We start from the raw sequence: 16,159 nt of genomic DNA, 5'->3' as shown, positions 1-16,159 counted from the left end.
GGGAACCCTTGGCCCGGGGTTATCTGGCGTTCGTTCTGCACGCGCATCTGCCGTTCATCCGCCATCCGGAGTACGACAGTTTCCTCGAAGAGACATGGCTGTTCGAGGCCATCACCGACACCTACATCCCGCTGCTGCGGGTGTTTCAAGGCCTGATCGATGATGGTGTACCGTTCCGGCTGACTGTTTCGCTGTCGCCACCCTTGCTGGCGATGCTGGACGACGACTTCCTCAAGGCCCGTTATCTCGCCCACCTGCGCAAGATGATGAAGCTGGGTGACAAGGAGATCATCCGCAATCACGGCGACCCACGGACGACCGAAGTGGCGCGGATGTACCGCCGGTTGTTGCACGAAACCGAAGAGTGGTTCGTTGACCGCTATAACGGTGACCTGATCGGTGCCTTCCGGTCGATGCAGGAGCAAGGTGCGCTCGAACTGATCACCGCCGCGGCGACGCACGGCTATCTGCCGATCCTCAAAACCAAGCCGTCTTCGGTCCGGGCACAGCTACAGATCGCCGCCCAGACCTACCGGCGCTTGATCGGCCAGCCACTGCCGGGATTCTGGCTGCCAGAGTGCGGCTATTACCCCGGGCTGGAAGATGAAGTTGCCGCCGCCGGCGGCCGTTATTTTTTTGTCGATACGCACGGGGTACAGAATGCCTCGATGCGTCCCCGCTACGGCTATTTGGCGCCGCTGGCCTGTGCCAACGGTGTCGCCGCCTTTGCCCGAGATCCGGCGTCATCGCGCCAGGTATGGAGCGCCCACGAAGGCTATCCGGGCGATGCTTGGTATCGCGACTTCTACCGTGACGTCGGCTTCGATGCCGATTTCGCATACGTCCAGCCTTACATTCTCGACGGTCACACCCGCGTCTTCACCGGCTTCAAGTATTTCCGTATTACCGGCGCGACCGAACAGAAGGATCCCTACGAGCCGGAGCGGGCACGCGAACGGGCGGACGTGCATGCGGATGATTTCATCCGCCGACAGACCGAGGCCGCCGAGCGGTTTTCACCGCATATGGACCGACCACCGCTGATCGTCGTCGCCCTCTATGACGCGGAGCTCTTCGGCCACTGGTGGTTCGAGGGACCACAGTGGCTCGACTACGTCATTCGCAAGACCGCCTACGATCAGTCGACGGTGGAACTGGTGACGCCATCCGACTATCTGAGCCGTCACCGGCGGCTGCAGGTGGCAACCCCCTCCGCCTGCAGCTGGGGCGACCGTGGCTACAGCAGCTTCTGGCTCAACCCGGGCAACGACTGGATCTACCGCCACCTGCATCAGGCGGCGGGACGGATGCAGGCCGCGGCATCGACGCATCGTCAGGTTCCCGCCGGCAGCCCGGCCGAACGGGCGCTCAACCAAGCGGCGCGCTCGCTGTTGCTGGCGCAGGCGTCGGACTGGGCCTTCATCATGAAAACCGGTACCGCCATTGATTACGCCAACCAGCGCATCGGCGACCATCTGGCACGTTTTCACGCCTTGATGGATGCCGCCGACGGCGACGCCATCGACTCGCAAATGTTGGCGGCGCTGGAGGCAATGGATAACATCTTCCCGGATATCAACTTCCGCGTTTATATCTAAAATTGGCCCACAACCGCAAGAGATCGCCACTCCCTGCGGCGACGGAAAATGTGCGCGTTACTATTGATCCGCATTCCTAGTCTGAGATAAAAATAAATTATTGTTAGGGGTCAATCGTTACAACGACCGGAGAGACCCCGCCCACAATAACACTTTATTAACGGGGGCTGCGATGCTCAAGCGATTCGTCTTCGTTTTCCCGGCGCTCCTCGTCTCCGGCTGCCTTTCCGAGACAACGATGGGAGCTGGTGGCGGGCCGGCCACAGGCGCCGCCGGACCCGAAGGAGCAACGAACGCGTCGGCGCAGCTGGAAACCTGCAGCCAACCGCTCGGAACGATCGCCCTCATCGAGTCGAACATTCCCGGCCTGGCGCAGTACGGTCTGTCATCACCGATCCCGGTCCTGCGCCTGATCGCGCAGCAATCGGGATGCTTCCTGGTGGTCGAACGCCAGGCCTTCGACTCGATGATGCGTGAACGCGCACTGATGAAATCGGGCGAGATGCGCTCCGGTTCCAACTTCGGCGGCGGGCAGGTGGTCGCGGCCGATCTGTCGCTCACCCCGAACATCATCTTCTCCGGCAATACCGGTGGCGGCGGTGCCGGCGCTGGCCTCGGCGCGATCCCCGGCTGGGGCGGCCTGATCGCCGGCGCGGTCGCCGGCGCCTTGAAGTTCACCTCGGCGGAGGCCGTATTGACCATTGTCGACAATCGCTCCGGCCTGCAGGTAGCGGCGGCCGACGGCTCGGCGACGGCACGTGACATCGACATCGGTGCCGGCCTCTTCGGCGCCGCCGGCGGCGTCGGTGGCATTGGAGGGATTGGAGCCTACGGCAAGACCCCGGAGGGCAAGGTGGCCACCGCCGCCTTGATGGACGCCTACAACCAAGCCGTCATCGCCGTCCGCAACATGCCGCCCTTGCCCTCGGTCTCGCAGTTGACCGGCAGCAGCGGTAGCGGCAAAAAGCGTTAGACAGCGGGTAAACTAGGCCCGATGCCGTCTCAGCCCGATACCGTCTCAGGCGGTGGAGCCCATGAACGCCCGCAGTTGCTTGTCCTTTTCGCTCATGTGCCGGTTGAGCCAGAATCGGAAGTAGCAGGCGACGGCCGAGCCATCCTGTCGACGTAGCGCCGGTCCGAAGCTATCGATGAAATCGGCGGCGTCTTGCAGCAACTGCGCGTGGTCAGCCTGATGATCAACGAACCCGTGATAATGGATCGCTCGCATCCATGTTTCCTCTTCGGCGAAATGCCAGCGTGCGTACATGAGAAACGTGCGGATACGCTCACGAATGCCGAAAACCGTCGTGTCGTTTGAACACGCCCAGTCGATGCGTTTGCAGAGGTCGATGAGCTCATTATGAGCGTGATCAAAGTCCTCGACATTGATGATGCCGCGATCATTCGATTTGGGATTGTTGGCGATCATGATTGCACCTCCCACCCTTCATGATCTCGTGCGCTTTACGCGCCCGGCGTCGGGCGCAACCGGACGTCCTCGGCTACGCCGACGCTGCGTGTTCGCGGGCTCTTTAGTCTCAGCACCCCGCCCGCGCGAGATTTCGCCCCCGCCCGGACTGGCCCACCACGGACCGCAAACGAGAGTCAATTCAACCGGCCATCCCATTAGGTAGAAATACTACACATGATAGGCAACTAAATTCGCACTCCAAATGAGCCAATCGCTGTTGCTGATGCGGCAGGTGGCGAGTGCTCGCTGACTCAGAATCCGGCCGAAAAATTTTGGCCATGCCTGGAAACAGCATTGTTTCTGCTTTGTTCTGGAGGCAATGGTGCGCGCGGGGTTGGCGCAACGTTTGGCTGGAGGCGCGATCATGGACGTCAAATCGTTCAGGAGGCTCTGCGCGGAACTCGGCAGCCTGACGGGGTCGCAACGGATGGAGCGAACGTCGGCGCTGCGCTCGCTCGATGCCCGCGTTCAGGCGATCGGCGGATCGAGAAACGTCGAGATGCCGATGCCAGCTGCCCGCAGTGCAAGCACAACAAGACATCGCGTTGGGGCAATGAAAAACGGCACCATACTGGTAAATTGGGCAGGATTGGGTCACTGTGCGGGCGCTCTCCCACCGCCAGAGCGACGACGGGGGATCGTTTCGCGGCGCCGCGGCGCCACATTCTTGGCAAATGAGCGGCTGGGCTGCGATTCTCAGCGGCGCAAGGAGAGCCGATGAAGGCCGCACTCTCTTCCCTGAAGGGTTTGATCACCGCGGGTGCCCTGCTGCTCACGCTATCGGCGTGCGCGGGCGACGGCAGCGCTGGAACGCCGGCATCGACGGCAGCGGCCGCCAGTCCTGCCGCGAGCGAGTCCCAGGTGCTCGCCGAAGAGCAAGGGGAACTGGAAACAGTCATCGAGGCGATCGACCCCACCGCGCGTACGCTCACCTTGCGCACGGCGCAAGGGCAGACGACGACCATGAAACTGGCGCCGAACGTCGACATGGCGCGCATCCGACAGGGCGACACGCTGCTGATCGGCATCCGCCAGACGGTGTCCGCGCGGGTCCTGCCGCCCGGATCGGCGGTGCTCGGTGCCTCCAGGAAGGCCGGGGTAGCGCCGAAGGAGGAGCCTGGAGCCTGGAGCCAGCAGCTGGTACTGGTCAACGAGATCACCGCCATCGATCTTGCCGCCAATACCACCACCGTGCAGGGTGCCGACCGCCAGCCGCGGACCATCGAAGTCAAGACACCGGAGATGCAGCAGCGTCTGCGCAGTTTGAAGGTGGGCGACCTGCTGGAACTGACGTTTACTGAAGTGTTCACCAGCCGCATCAAGCGCAAGCAGTGACACCGTCGTCGTCCTTATCGCGCCTTTCCCCGCTCCGCACGCCAGCGGGCGGAGACGCGGCGGCAGTGACGATCAGAACTGGAAGGGCTGGCTGATCATCATCTGCACGGAGAAGCCCTCGTCACTGCCGGCGGCATCAGTACGGATGATGAAGCCTTTCGCCATGGCGCGCAGGCCGAAGCCGGCATCCCACTTCATGCTGCTGTGCAGCGTTTGCAGATTGTAGCTCGGGGCAACACGACCCACCTCGACGAACGGCACCGCCTGCAGCCAACTCACGCCCAGCACCTCCTGAATCACCGGCCAGTTGTCGAACGGGTTCCAGTCGGGGATCATCCGCAGTTCGGCAGCATAGTAGATGGCCGACTCATCGCTGAACCGCTGCGAGGGAAATGCCCGCATCCGCCATAGACCGCCGAGGGTCGCGCCGGCATAGGGCGGTGGTCGATTAGCGATGGCGCCAGATGGCTTCTCCCGCCATGTCGGCGAGCTGGCGGTCCAGAAGTTCAGCGCCAGCACTTGTTGGCGAAACCAGTCGGAGGTGCCCAGATCGAAATACTGGTCGGCCTCACCGGACAGCACCGTCCACGACGAGTCGCTGTCGAACAGACCGAAGTCGCGCGATAGCTCGAAGCGAAAGCTCTGACCCTGCGATGGATTGGGTGGAAAATCGCGGTTGTCCCACATTGCCGAAAAATCGAGACCGTTGGTGCGGAACTCGTCCTGCTCGATATCGTGGCTGTCAACCTGCTGATTGCGATAGAACGGGCGGATCGACAGGAAGGTGCGGCCACTGTCCAAGGGATTATAGGACGTGGCACCGGTAGCACCGGAAACTAGCAGGCCGCGTTCGACCTCGTAGTCGGGAATGATGACGTCGCGACCGCTGCCGATCGGCAGCAAATAGCGGGTGCGGGCGCGCCAGAAATAATCCCAGCCGTTGCCGTCGATGTAGTTGTGCTTCGAAGACGAGTTGCTGCCGGCCCGCTGATCGGGGAAGCCGGGATTGCCGTCGACGAAGGCTTCGACGTCCTGGAAATAGCCAACGGAGAAAATCGGATCGATGAACACGCGTTCCGCCCACGGGGTCCGCAAATCCTGGCCGGCGAGGAACATCATTGCCGAACCACGGCTACCGCCGAAGACGGTGGCGACGACACGGGACTGCGGTTCGGGAAAGCCGCTCAAGCCATAGACGAGGCCGCCGGCAGCCCCGAAGTTCTCGTTGTAGAAGGGAAACGGCAGCATCAGGACCTGTGGCGACGTCGGCAGTAAATCCNNTTCGGCGGTGACGGTGGGTAATAGGGCTCCACCTCGTCATCCGCCGCCGTGGCAGCGGGCGTATCCGCCGGCGTTGCCGCACCGATACCGTTTCCACTGCCGTCCACATCCTGTGGCGCCGATGCCGTGGTGTCAGGCGGCTGGACGGGTTCATCGGCAGCGAACGCCACGCTTCCCACCAACAGCAACGCCAGCACCATGCTCAGCAGCGCCCCCGACTGGAGCCACCGTTCCCGGATTGGACGTTCATTTCGGCTAGTCCTTCCGCAGCACCTGCCAGACTTGCAATGCCAGGATGAGCATGGCTGTGCAGCCGTACCGTTTTCTTGTCGAACTTAAGGCATAGCGCCCGTTGCGCTGCAACATAGCCCAGCGTCCACCGAGCGTACAGCAATCAGTCGCCCCGAGCGACCACAGCCCGACCGGATACTTACGCGCACGCGCCTTAGCGGCCGACCCAGCCGCCGCAGACAGGGAAGACCTGGCCAACGAAATGGTCGGCGGCATCGCTCGCCAGAAAGGCGGCAAACTCCGCGTCCTCGCCTGCTGTCACCAATCGGCCGAGCGGCACCTCGCGGCGCAGGCGATCTTGAAACCGCGGATCGGCCTGGACCTCCGGCGGGAAGTAGGTGGGATTGTCGACGAAGTTCTGCGCAATCGCGTTGACCTGAACGTTGTACGGCGCGACCTCAACGCCGACGGCCTGGATATAGGCCAACTGGGCACCGCGAGCGGCGCTGTAGGTGGAGGCGCGTCGCATTCCGCGTAGTGCCGAAGCACTGCCCATGAGCAGGATCTTCCCCGACCGGCGTGCCAGCATCTGCGGCAGGACGGCACCAACCAGCCGCGGCAGCGGATCGACCAGGGCGGCGAAAGTCGCCCGCCACTCGGCCTCGGACACCTCGACCGCCGGTGTGCTCGGTGCCGGGATGGCGAGGTTGGCAACCAGGACGTCGATGGTACCCGCCGCGGCAACGATGGCGGCCGGCCGCTGCGGATCATCGGCGAGGGTCCCGGCATCGGCGATGACCTCGGCACCATGCCGGGCGAGCACCTGGCACAGCATCGGCCCCATGAACGCATCGGCCTCAGTCACCAAAATGCGCTTACCGGCAAGGCGGGGATAGCTCATCGCTCTTGGTCGCCCAACAGAGTGCCGCACGCGCAGCCGGCACGCCCGGCAAGAACACGCGCCAACATCGCGAGCGCTCCCATTGCGGCCTTACATGGCGAAGGGGACGAGATCACCCGGCATGCGAAGCATCTTGTTGACTTCGCTCGAGTGCAGCGTCTCCTGGGCGATCATCGTCCGCGCATATTCTTCGAGCATGATGTCGCGATCGGCGACTAATTTCAGCAGCTCGCGATAGAGAGCCAGCGCCGCCTGCTCGTGCTCCAGCGCCTCGCGCAGGATGGCGCCGATATCGTGCTTCTCGCTTTCGAGCAATTTGCCGATGCCGAGCGACGGATGGCCGCCCAGTGCGGTGATGTACTCGCCCGCCTGCTGCGCGTGCAGCAAGGACTCGTCCGCCTGACCGCGCAGCCACTTGACGATGGGAATGCGGCCGTAACCGAAGACCATAAGCGAATAGTGGGTATAGCGGACGACGCCCGCCAGTTCCGCCTCAAGGATCTGATTGAGTACGGCAACGACGTCGTCGGTCGCGATCGAGGGCTCGCTCATGGATGTTTCTCCTTGTTGAAACGTGCTTCTGCACCGCTCCGGCAGATTAGATCAAGCCCGGGGATCAACTCCGGTATTGGCTCAAACATCGGCTGGTGTCAGCCGAGAGCGCCGGCAGCAGCAAGCACCGCGGCCGCGTGCCCGGGGACCTTCACCTTGCGCCAGACCTTGCGCACCACCCCAGCGGCATCGATGAGAAAGGTGGAGCGCTCGATCCCCATATATTTGCGTCCGTACATGCTCTTCTCCACCCAAACGCCGAAGGCCTGGGCCAGCACCTTGTCCGGATCGGAGACGAGCGCAAAGCCAAGCCCGTGTTTGGCCTTGAACTTATCGTGACTGGCCACGCTGTCGGGGGAAACGCCAATCACCCGGACCCCGGCCGCGGCGTAGGCGGCGCCGGCGTCGCGGAACGCCTCAGCCTGCTTGGTGCAGCCGGACGTATCGTCGCGCGGGTAGAAGTAAAGCACCGTGGTGGCTCCGCATAGATCTGCCGCCGTCAGGGTCCCCCCNGCGTCGGTCGGCAAGGCGAAGTCGGGCACCGTGTCGCCTTCAGCGATGCTCATGGACGATCACAATCCTCCTGTTGCCGGCCTGCTATTGTCGGGCTTAACGCCTTTAGCCTCTCACCGCCAGGGCAATTGCCGCNNCGCCGGTTCTTCGATCAAGCTGATAAAGTAGTGATGAATCCGGGAAGCCTGCTGCTCCATCTGCTCGACCAGTTCAGCAAATTCAAGGCCACAGAGTCCCTTGACCGCCAACTGCAGCGACTTCGGCGCATCCTCGCCGCCGAGCACGGCGACTGGAGCGGCAAAGGCCAGACGCAGCCTGCTCTGCACCGCGTGCCACAAGCGAAGCCCCTCGATCAGGTCATTGGCGATGGCGGCGTTGAGCAGGCCCGCCTGGTTCAGGCGGCGAATGGCCTCGCAGGTGGATGGCGACAATACCTCGGGATGGCCATGCCCATGCAGCAGTTGCAGATACTGGGCAATGAACGCCACGTCCACCAAGCCGCCGCGGACGTACTTGACGTCCCAGATCGAACTGCCGCGGTGCTCGCGGGCCATCCGCGCCCGCATCGCCGCCACGTCGGCAACGAGGGTGCGCTCGTTACGACGTCGGGTCAGGCTGAGACGAATGTAGTCCTCGATCTCTGCCTTCAGGCGCGGTGGTCCGGCCACCACCCGGGCACGGGTGAGCGCCATATGCTCCCAGGTCCAGGCACTGTGCAGCTGATAGCGGCGGAACGATTCGGCACTGACCGCGATCGGTCCCGCATTGCCGGAGGGACGCAACCGCATGTCCACCTCGAACATCCGGCCTTCGGCGGTGGGCACGGTCAGGGTGGCAATCAGCCGCTGGCTGAGGCGGGCAAAATAGTGCGGCGCCGGCAGCGGTCGCTCGCCATCGGACACAGCCCCTTCCGCCGGTGTCGAATAGACGAAGATCAGGTCCAGATCGGAGCGAACGGTCATTTCGCCACTGCCCAGCTTGCCCATGGCGACGACGGCGAAATCGCAGCCGGGCACCCGACCGTGGATGCGGGCGAAGTCGGCTTCCACCAGCGGTGTCAGTTGGCGCACGCTGCCTTCGGCAATATCGCTCCAGGCGGAGGTCGCGGCCTCGATGTCGCACTGGTCGAACAAATGCTGTACCGCCACCTGGAACCGCCGTTCGCTGGCCCAGCGGCGGCCGAAGTCGAGCATCTCCTCCCAATCGCCGGCACGGTCGAGGCCCTCTCCCAGTTCCGCCTCGAGGTCGGCCAGATGCGGCAACGGGCGAAAGAAATCGGGATCGCTGATCACCCGCTCAAGCACCGCCGGCCGGCCAGCAAGGACATCGGCCATGCCCGGGCCGAAGCCGAGAATCTTGACCACAAGCGCCAGGAGTTCGGGATTGGCGTGAAACATCGAGAACAGCTGCACCCCGGCCGGCAGTCCGGCGAGGAAGCGATCGAACGCCATCAACGTCGCATCGGCATCAGGAGTGTGGGCGATCTCCTTCAACAGCAACGGCATGAGTTCGGTGAGAAGTTCGCGCGCACGATTGCTGTGGGTGGCACGATAACGGCCGTGGTGCCAGCCGCGCACCGTCGCGTCCACCGTCTGCGGGTTCTTGAATCCGATCCGCTCCAGCGTCCGTAGCGTCTCCGGATCGACCTCGCCTCCGGTGAAGACAAGGTTGCCGCCGGCACCGCCGTTGACCGCGGTCAGCGCCGGCGAGTCGCCGAACAGCTCCGCATAGTACCCCTCGACGAGGCGAAGGGTTGCCAGCATCTCGCTACCGAAGGCTTCGGTATTGGCGTAGCCGGCAAAGATGGCGAACTGGCGCAGCTTCTCCGCGTCCTCCGGCAACTCGTGCGTCTGCTCGTCGTTAATCATCTGCAGCCGGTGCTCGATTCGCCGCAGATAGCGATAGGCGCCGGCCAGTTGCTCAGCGACATCGTGGTCAGTCTTGCCGGCTTCGGCGAGGGCGTTCAACGCGTCGACGGTGCGCGACAGGCGCAGGGAGGGAAGCCGGCCACCCCAGATCAGCTGCTGCGTCTGGACGAAGAATTCGATTTCGCGAATCCCACCACGGCCCAATTTGATGTTATGGCCGGCGAGGCGGATGCTCGTACCGCCGCGATGCGCATTGATCTGCCGCTTGATCGAATGAATATCGGCGATCGCCGCAAAATCGAGATTCTTGCGCCAGATGAACGGGCGCATCCAGGCGAGGAAACGGTGGCCGGCAGCCAAATCGCCGGCAATCGGTCGTGCCTTGATGAAGGCGGCGCGTTCCCAGTTCTGCCCGATGCTGCCGTAATATTCTTCCGCCGCCAGCACCGAGATCGCTGCCGGCGTTGCCCCGGGATCGGGCCGCAGCCGCAGATCGGTGCGAAACACATAGCCTTCCGCCCGCCGTTCCGACATCAACCGCACCAGGTTGCGTGTCAGACGCAACATATTATGCTGCAGGCCCTCTGGATCATTGGTTCGCATGCGCTCGGCGTCGTAAAAAACGACAATGTCGATGTCGCTGGAGTAGTTCAGCTCACGACCGCCCAGCTTGCCCATGCCGAGGATGATCAGGCCCGAGTCCTGTGTGGGACATGCACGGTCCGCAACATCGAGAATGCCTTTTTCCGCTGCCTGGACGAGCAGATAAGTCGCCGCGCAGTGAACCGCGGCATCGGCAAAGTCAGAAAGGACATTCGTGACGCGATCGAGACACCAGTGGTTGCAGATATCGGCAACGGCCGTCGCCAGCGCTAGCCGCCGCTTCGCCAACCGCAGCGATGCGACGGGCGTCGTGCCGGCGATGGCGTCACGCGTCGCCACTGCGACGTCCGCCATCACCGCGGTAACGGCGGCGTCGGCGCCTCCCCGCAGGATCGCTTCCATCAGCAGCGGTTCACGTTCAGCCACAAAGGTGAGGAATGAGCTGTTGCCAAACAGCGCATGCAGCACCTTTATCGCATCAGGATCATTGGCAAACGCCCGGGCACGCGCCATAGCCGGCGCATCCCCTGCCACTTCGATCGCCGTCAGCCATCGCTCCATGCCAACGCGAGCCCGTTCGGCATCGGCGCTGGCGGGCATAGCCTGCGGATCAATCGCCAACCCCATGCTCATCATTGATCGACCGTGACGCAAGACGTTCAAGAACCAGATCTCCCAGCTTACTCCGGGGTAACGGACGCGGCGAACGACAAAATCGCCACCGCACCGCGTCGGCGGCGACCGAAGCTGCTCTCCCGATTACTGTCGGCAACGTTCGCCCTGCTGACCGTTGTCGTCTTCGTGATTGCAATGATCGCGGCGCGGCTGGCCTTCGGACCAATTAATCTGGCGTGGCTTATCCCCTACGTCCAGTCGGCGATCAGCACCCATAACGCGGAGGTGAACATTCGGTTGCAGCAGGCCGACCTCGTCTGGCGCGATTTGGCGGAGGGTCCGGTGCTGACCCTAGGCAACGTGGACGCCAACGCCACCGACGGTCGTTTCGCTTTGCACATGGCGGCTCTGAGCGGCTCCATCAGTGTTGCGTCCCTCATCAGCGGCACCCCCGTTCCCAGTCGCTTGAGCGCCAGCGGCATTCGCTTGGCGGTCCAACTGCCCGCCGCCAGCGACGCGCCGCCCGTCGAGGTCCCGCTGGAAGAACCGGCGACCATCGCCCAGCTGCTCGACACCAGTCCCCTCCGCTTCATTGACGCCCTCTCCATCAATGATGCCGAGGTCACCCTCGCGCGCACGCCCGACGATGTTCTCTGGCGGGGAACGATCACGACGCTGGGCCTCTTGCGCCGCGGCAGCAGCCTCGAAGGGGATGCATCGATCACCTTCGACCAGCAAGAGACGCCAGGGAGTGCCACGCTTGCCGTCCGCAGCGACACGACGACTGCGATCACCAACGCCGTGCTCCTGTTCAATAGCATCCGCCCCAACACCATGGCGCCGCTGGCCGCGACACTTGCGCCGCTGGCGCTCATCGACATGCCGCTGAGCGGTACCGCAACAGCGGTGATCGGCGCCGATGGCGCGCTGCAGACCGTCACCGTCGAGGCGGCCAGTCAAACCGGCCAGTTTGCCCTCACTCCGGCACTGGCAAAACACTTTGGCATCGCCGATGCTGCGCAGACGATCCCCATTCAATCGCTGTCGCTGCAAGTGTCCGGGCAGCCCGCGGTCGAAAGCTGGACGCTGCAATCGCTGCAACTGCGCCTGCCGGAAACGGCGATGGTGTCGCTGCCGGCGCCGGTCAAGCAGTCGATTCCTCTGCGTTCGATTGACGCACAGGCCAGCTACGACAAGGGCCGGCTGGTGATCCCCATGCTCGACATCGCCCTCAATGGTCCCCGACTGCGCGCGAATGCCGAGATCGCGAACCTCCCCGGCGCGGCGAGCGGACGCCTCGATCTGCAGATGCTGGATCTGACCGTGCCCCTGGTGCGCGCCTACTGGCCGCCGCAGATGGCTGCCGATGCCTACGAATGGATCAACACGCATCTGGTCGCCGGCACCGTTCAGCAGGCAACGATGCAGATGTCCTTCGGTCCCAACAACGGTGCCACGGAAGTAACCGCATTGCAGCTGACGATTCCGGTCGAAGGCGCGGTGGTCGACTATCTGCCGCCGCTGCCAGCGGTCCGTGAGGCTCGCGCGGTCGTCGGGCTCAACCTCAAGACGCTCACCGTCGACATCCAGCACGCCCTCGTTGAGGGCATGACGATTTCGGACGGAAGCGTCGTCATCGCCGGCATCGATGCCGACGAGCAGACGATCGCCATCAACTTTAACGTCCAAGGAGCGGCCTCCGATCTCGTACGGCTGTTGGAAACCGCTCCGCTCGACTTTCTCGACCCGGAGAGTTTCCGTCCCGACGCGGCTGGTGGTCACTTCGAGGCCCGGATCAATCTCAACTTTCCGCTGCGGGAGGATTTGGACGCGGATGAGATGAAGGTGGCGGTGTCGGCGATCACCAATGGGGTAAGTATTGCTCTGCCCCCACCGATCGGTATCTCCCTGAGCGAGGGCAACCTGCGGTTCGCGGTGACGGAGCGCAGCCTCGAAGCAGTGGGAACGCTCGCCATCAATGGCGTACGTGGCGTCCTCGATTGGGTGGAGGACTTCCGGCCGGCCACTCCACTGCAGCGGCGGATCGATTTTCGTGCCGACCACGCTTCGGTCGCCGCGGTCCGCCAGGGACTGGAGCGCACGATCGACCTCAGCCCCTACCTGGATGGCGGACGGTTCGACGCCGACCTCCACTACAAGGAGCGCGACGACGGCAATGCCTCCGTTGAGGCAAACCTGGACTTGACCAATGCAGCGGTGGCAATTCCCCAGATTAGCTGGCAGAAGCCCGCCGGCAAGGCCACCTCGTTGCAGGTGCAGGCAGCGCTCTTCGGCGGCAAACTGCAAGCGTTGCGCAGCATCCGGCTCACTGGCGGCGATGCCAACGTCCAGGGTTGGGCACTGTTCACCGACGCAGGCCAACTGGAGAGTCTGCGTCTCGATCCCTTCGTCCTCGGCCGCTCGCAGCTGACGGCGATGGTCGATAACATGGGCGGCAAGGGCTGGGACATCACGCTCTCCGGCAAGTCGCTCGATCTTGCGCCGTTCCTCGAGGGGGAANGTCAGAGTTCCGCCAAGAGTGACGCGGCGCAACCTGCCGCCAAGGTTCCAAACCTGTTGATCTCCGCCGACGTGCAGCAAACGTGGATCGGCAGCGACCAGTCACTGCGGGGACTTCTCGTCAACGCTATGCATACCGATGGCAAGTGGCAGTTCGCCACCGCCCGCGGCGCTACCGAGAATGGAGCACCCTTCAGCCTCGATATGCGACCAGCGGAGGGCGATCTCAGTACGATTTCGTTCGCTGCCGAAGACGTCGGTGGCACGCTCGCCGCCTTCGGCATCTATCCCGACATGCGCGGCGGTCGGCTCACCGGCAGCGCCACCGGCATTGTTTCGGCCGACAATATACAGCTTACGGGGGAATTACGGGTCAACCGGTTCCATCTGGTGAGGGCCCCCGTGCTCGCCCGTATGCTCGACCTGCTCGCCATCACCGGGCTACGCGACGTGCTTTCAGGCCGCGGCATCGGCTTCACGTCGCTGCGCGCTTCATTTGCAATCAACAACAACGTCATCGAGTTGCGCAGTGCCCGTGCCTCCGGCTCGACGCTCGGCATGACCGGCAGCGGCACGGTTGATCTCGATCAGAACACGGTGGAGATGAGCGGAACGCTCATTCCCTTCTTCTGGGCCAACAACGCGCTGGGAAATCTGCCGCTTATCGGCGGCTGGCTTACCGGCGGAGAGGATGGCGGTGGTGTTNTTTCCGCCACCTACCAGCTTAGCGGACAGCTCGATGATCCGAAGATGCAGGTCAATCCCTACAGCATCGTGCTGCCCTCATTCATTCGCTATATTCTCGAACTCATTCAGAGCTGGATCGGTCCCACAAACAATACTCTGCAGATGCTGCCCGCAAACTCGCCCTGAACCGGCGTGCCGCTTGGCTGGCCCCAGCGCGGGCGATGGCGCAAACGCAAGGTCATCCAGGGTGTTGTAGCGTCAAGCGGCTGCTTGCCAGGCTCTGGATCAGCGGTTAGAGAGGCTGTCATCGGTGCTACCGCCGCACCGGTTGGGTGACGAGGACTGAAGGGTTGCGGATGCGTGCGCTGCATTGTGTGCTGATCGTGATCACGACCGTGGTGCTTACTGCCGCCTGGCTGCCGGTCGCTGGCTCCGCAGGGCGGGCGCTCGCCAGCTCGCCGGTGCTTACGTCCGCCCACGATCAGCCGCTGATGCTTGCTGACGCCAGTGAAGCGTCGCTGCCCGCCAAGGCCAGTCACGATCTCGATTATCTGCCGCAAGGCGGGCGTCATGCCAAGGTGCCGCCCGCGGCGCGCTGGTTCCTGATCATCAGCACCACCACCATCGTCGTCGTCATCATTGGCTTCATCATCCGCTACCACCGCAGCGGCCGTGCCGGCTGATCCGCCGCCGCGCGCGACAGCGGCGAAGGTCAGGCGGTGCGAACGAGGGCGTGCCGCTTCTTGCCGGCGGAAAGTTTGATGCGGCCGTCGGCATCGATGTCGCCCTTCGTCACAAGCTGCGTCTCATCGGCAAGCGGCTGATTGTTGATGCGGCCACCACCACCGCGGATCAGACGGCGAGCCTCGCTGCTGGAGGCGGCAAGGCCGGCGCGGCGGAACAGCTCGTAGGCAGCAATGCCGCGCTGCAGTTCCTCGGCCGCCACCTCGATGGTGGGCAGGGCCTCCCCGGCACCCTGGTCGGCGAAGGTCTGCCTTGCCGTCGCTTCCGCCGCGGCGCGGGCCTCTTCGCCATGGCACAACCGCGTCGCCTCATTGGCGAGAATGGCCTTGGCGGCGTTGATCTCAGCACCCTCCAGCCGCTCCAGGTGCTCGATCTCCGCCAGCGGCAGTTCGGTGAACAGGCGCAGGAAGCGGCCCACATCGGCGTCCTCGGTGTTGCGCCAGAACTGCCAATAGTCGTACGGCGACAGCATGTCGGCGCTGAGCCAGACCGCACCGGCGGCGGTCTTGCCCATTTTCGCCCCCGAGGCGGAGGTCATCAGCGGTGTCGTCAGCCCAAACAGCGACCGGTCGTCCACCCGGCGCGCCAGTTCGGCCCCGGCAACGATATTCCCNCACTGGTCGGAGCCGCCCATCTGCAGCCGGCAGCCGTGGCGGCGCGCCAGTTCGAGGAAGTCGTAGGCCTGCAGGACCATGTAGTTGAATTCGAGAAACGACAGCGGCTGTTCGCGGTCCAATCGCAGTTTCACCGAATCGAAGGTGAGCATCCGGTTGACCGAGAAGTGGCGTCCGTAGTCACGCAGGAACGGAATGTAGGCCAGTTGGTCGAGCCAGTCGGCGTTGTTGACCATCACCGCATCCAGCGGCCCGTCGCCGAACTGCAGGAAACGGGCGAAGATGCGCTGGATGCCGGCGAGATTTGCGGCGATGTCGGCATCACTCAACAGCTTGCGCGACTCGTCACGGCCGGAGGGGTCGCCGATCCGTGTGGTGCCGCCGCCCATCAGGACGATCGGCTTGTGACCGCTTTTCTGCAGCCAGCGCAACAACATGATCGACACCAGACTGCCCACGTGCAGGCTGGGCGCGGTGCAGTCGAAGCCGATGTAGGCGGTTACCGGTCCGGCGACGGCGGCCGCATCGAGCGCACTCAGATCGGTGCATTGATGCAGGTAGCCCCGCGCCATGACGGTTTGGAGAAATTCGGATCGGACGCTGTCCATGGGCCCTCGCGCGGGAGT

General features: G+C 63.7%; 12 protein-coding genes. 5 read left to right on the top strand and 7 right to left on the bottom strand.

Annotation, left to right across the window (positions count from 1 at the left end; all coding sequences use genetic code 11):
* The first annotated feature begins 8 nt into the window (after positions 1-8).
* Entirely contained in the window at positions 9-1,598 is a 1,590-nt protein-coding gene (locus HQ394_RS15545; RefSeq protein ID WP_190260988.1) for a glycoside hydrolase family 57 protein, read from the top strand.
* A gap of 172 nt (positions 1,599-1,770) precedes the next feature.
* A complete protein-coding gene (locus HQ394_RS15540; RefSeq protein WP_190260987.1) occupies positions 1,771-2,571 on the top strand; it encodes a CsgG/HfaB family protein in 801 nt (266 codons plus the stop codon).
* Positions 2,572-2,616: 45 nt separating this feature from the next.
* On the opposite strand, the gene HQ394_RS15535 is transcribed toward HQ394_RS15540, so the two are convergent.
* Positions 2,617-3,027, bottom strand: coding sequence for a bacteriohemerythrin (locus tag HQ394_RS15535; protein ID WP_190260986.1), 411 nt, complete (start codon positions 3,025-3,027; stop codon positions 2,617-2,619).
* 759 nt (positions 3,028-3,786) lie between these two features.
* On the opposite strand from HQ394_RS15535, the gene HQ394_RS15530 reads away from it, so the two are divergent.
* Positions 3,787-4,404, top strand: a complete 618-nt coding sequence (locus HQ394_RS15530; protein ID WP_190260985.1) for a hypothetical protein — start codon at positions 3,787-3,789, stop codon at positions 4,402-4,404.
* Between the two features lie 72 nt (positions 4,405-4,476).
* Here the strand turns inward: HQ394_RS15530 and HQ394_RS15525 are convergent, their stop codons facing one another.
* The 5 genes from HQ394_RS15525 to HQ394_RS15500 form a co-directional block, all read right to left on the bottom strand.
* A complete protein-coding gene (locus HQ394_RS15525) occupies positions 4,477-5,652 on the bottom strand; it encodes a BamA/TamA family outer membrane protein (protein WP_190260984.1) in 1,176 nt (391 codons plus the stop codon).
* A 478-nt stretch (positions 5,653-6,130) separates the two neighbouring features.
* Complete coding sequence (locus HQ394_RS15515; RefSeq protein WP_190260982.1) at positions 6,131-6,817, bottom strand: SDR family oxidoreductase; 687 nt, start codon at positions 6,815-6,817, stop codon at positions 6,131-6,133.
* A 90-nt stretch (positions 6,818-6,907) separates the two neighbouring features.
* The gene (locus HQ394_RS15510) at positions 6,908-7,369 is read right to left on the bottom strand and encodes a ferritin-like domain-containing protein (protein ID WP_190260981.1); all 462 of its coding nucleotides are present in this window, start codon (positions 7,367-7,369) and stop codon (positions 6,908-6,910) included.
* A 98-nt stretch (positions 7,370-7,467) separates the two neighbouring features.
* A complete protein-coding gene (locus tag HQ394_RS15505) occupies positions 7,468-7,935 on the bottom strand; it encodes a peroxiredoxin (RefSeq protein WP_190260980.1) in 468 nt (155 codons plus the stop codon).
* 60 nt (positions 7,936-7,995) lie between these two features.
* The gene (locus tag HQ394_RS15500; RefSeq protein ID WP_456151633.1) at positions 7,996-10,953 is read right to left on the bottom strand and encodes a bifunctional [glutamine synthetase] adenylyltransferase/[glutamine synthetase]-adenylyl-L-tyrosine phosphorylase; all 2,958 of its coding nucleotides are present in this window, start codon (positions 10,951-10,953) and stop codon (positions 7,996-7,998) included.
* A 210-nt stretch (positions 10,954-11,163) separates the two neighbouring features.
* Between HQ394_RS15500 and HQ394_RS15495 the strand changes: the two genes are divergently transcribed.
* Complete coding sequence (locus tag HQ394_RS15495; protein ID WP_456151632.1) at positions 11,164-14,361, top strand: YhdP family protein; 3,198 nt, start codon at positions 11,164-11,166, stop codon at positions 14,359-14,361.
* A gap of 170 nt (positions 14,362-14,531) precedes the next feature.
* Positions 14,532-14,858, top strand: a complete 327-nt coding sequence (locus HQ394_RS15490; RefSeq protein WP_223291631.1) for a hypothetical protein — start codon at positions 14,532-14,534, stop codon at positions 14,856-14,858.
* A gap of 29 nt (positions 14,859-14,887) precedes the next feature.
* Here the strand turns inward: HQ394_RS15490 and tyrS are convergent, their stop codons facing one another.
* Positions 14,888-16,141, bottom strand: a complete 1,254-nt coding sequence (tyrS, locus tag HQ394_RS15485) for a tyrosine--tRNA ligase (RefSeq protein WP_190263342.1) — start codon at positions 16,139-16,141, stop codon at positions 14,888-14,890.
* Between the last annotated feature and the right edge of the window lie 18 nt (positions 16,142-16,159).

It is taken from the genome of Defluviicoccus vanus, assembly GCF_014672695.1.
GTDB classification, from domain to species: Bacteria; Pseudomonadota; Alphaproteobacteria; order Rhodospirillales; family Defluviicoccaceae; genus Defluviicoccus; species Defluviicoccus vanus.
This window is presented reverse-complemented; position numbering and strand designations above follow the sequence as displayed.

What these genes read in the sequence shown, in the direction of transcription:
- HQ394_RS15540 (WP_190260987.1), top strand. Translation starts at nt 1,771, where the DNA reads ATGCTCAAGCGATTCGTCTTCGTTTTCCCGGCGCTCCTCGTCTCCGGC.
- HQ394_RS15535 (WP_190260986.1), bottom strand. Translation starts at nt 3,027, where the DNA reads ATGATCGCCAACAATCCCAAATCGAATGATCGCGGCATCATCAATGTC.
- HQ394_RS15530 (WP_190260985.1), top strand. Translation starts at nt 3,787, where the DNA reads ATGAAGGCCGCACTCTCTTCCCTGAAGGGTTTGATCACCGCGGGTGCC.
- HQ394_RS15525 (WP_190260984.1), bottom strand. Translation starts at nt 5,652, where the DNA reads ATGCTGCCGTTTCCCTTCTACAACGAGAACTTCGGGGCTGCCGGCGGC.
- HQ394_RS15515 (WP_190260982.1), bottom strand. Translation starts at nt 6,817, where the DNA reads ATGAGCTATCCCCGCCTTGCCGGTAAGCGCATTTTGGTGACTGAGGCC.
- HQ394_RS15510 (WP_190260981.1), bottom strand. Translation starts at nt 7,369, where the DNA reads ATGAGCGAGCCCTCGATCGCGACCGACGACGTCGTTGCCGTACTCAAT.
- HQ394_RS15490 (WP_223291631.1), top strand. Translation starts at nt 14,532, where the DNA reads ATGCGTGCGCTGCATTGTGTGCTGATCGTGATCACGACCGTGGTGCTT.